This is a genomic window from Sulfitobacter sp. PR48 (assembly GCF_028807335.1).
Taxonomy (GTDB): Bacteria; Pseudomonadota; Alphaproteobacteria; order Rhodobacterales; family Rhodobacteraceae; genus Sulfitobacter.
Window position 1 is genome coordinate 1 of record NZ_JARAMM010000063.1, and the last position, 1,352, is coordinate 1,352.

Annotated in this window: 1 pseudogene; it reads left to right on the forward strand. The window is 39.3% G+C overall.

Annotated features, from left to right (window positions below):
• Positions 1 to 638: pseudogene (locus tag PVW51_RS24210) on the forward strand (IS30-like element ISAba125 family transposase); the annotation flags it as partial.
• Positions 639 to 1,352 lie beyond the last annotated feature (714 nt).

The following is a 1,352-nucleotide window of genomic DNA, read 5'->3' on the forward strand; positions in this document are numbered from 1 at the left end:
AGGGTGAGTTGAAAAAAGACTTATTATCCTGTCTGCGTCATGAAAATAAAAAGCGAAAAGCTAACGGTGAACCTAAAAAAGATTCTATATTACAGGATATTAAAACTATTCATGAGCGCCCAGCCGAAGTTCAAGAAAGAAAAATACCGGGTCATTGGGAAGCTGATTTAATTAAAGGTAAAGACAATAAAAGTTCGATAGCAACACTTATTGAACGAAATACACGGCTCTGTATCTTGGCAACATTACCTGATGCAAAGGCAGAATCAGTGCGCAAGGCTTTAACTGAAGCTCTGAAATATTTACCTGCAGAACTGCGTAAAACGTTGACCTATGACCGTGGACGCGAGATGGCAGAACATAAAATACTTGAAGAAGATTTAGGCATAGATGTATATTTCTGTGACCCACATTCACCCTGGCAAAAAGGCACATGCGAAAATATGAATGGTTTAATTAGGCAATATTTACCTAAAGGGATTGATTTAAATCAGGCAGATCAGCATTATTTAAATCAAGTTGCCATGTCACTGAATACTCGTCCTAGAAAAGCGTTAGATTGGCTTACACCATTAGAGAAATTTGCTCAGCTTGTTGATTATCATAAGACTTTTCAAACTGTCGCACCTCATGTTTGAATTCGCCCTTTATAATGCCGATCACAACGGAATTTACAGAGTTCTAAATCATTAAGTATGAAATTTTATTTTACATATATCAAAAAATGACTTTTAAATCAGGTAAAATTATGAACTTTAAATTGGGTAAATCTCCACTTGCACTAGCTATCGTTGCAGCTATGCTTGTTGGTTGTGGCGGTGGTGGATCTTCTTCAAAACCGTCAACTTCGACACCTCCGACCAATCCAACCACGCCTACCGACCCAACTGATCCAACCACGCCTACCGATCCAACTGATCCCACTACACCAACCGATCCCACTACACCAACCGATCCTACTACCCCAGTTGAAAAAGAGCCATCAGTAGTTGATACAAATACGACTGTTGCTAAGGTAAAAGTTGGGGTGCTTGATAGTGGTGTTGTTGAAACAGAAAGCCTAAAGGGTTCTATTTCCTCAATCAAAAAGTATTCATTTAATACTTCAACCGGCGAAGTTACTGTCACTGATCTATCTAATGCTTCTGCTAATCTGCAGGACAATGGCAATGGCATGCATGGCACGTTTGTATCAACTATAATTGCAGGATCAAGTGTAAATGGTTCTGCCGAGGGAGTTGCCAACGGTGTAGCTGAAATTTATGCAGCTCAAACATCCGAAAATGGTCTTGGTACTTCTTATACAAAAACGTTCTTTTTTGCCGCCAATGATCAAATGATGAAAAATGGTG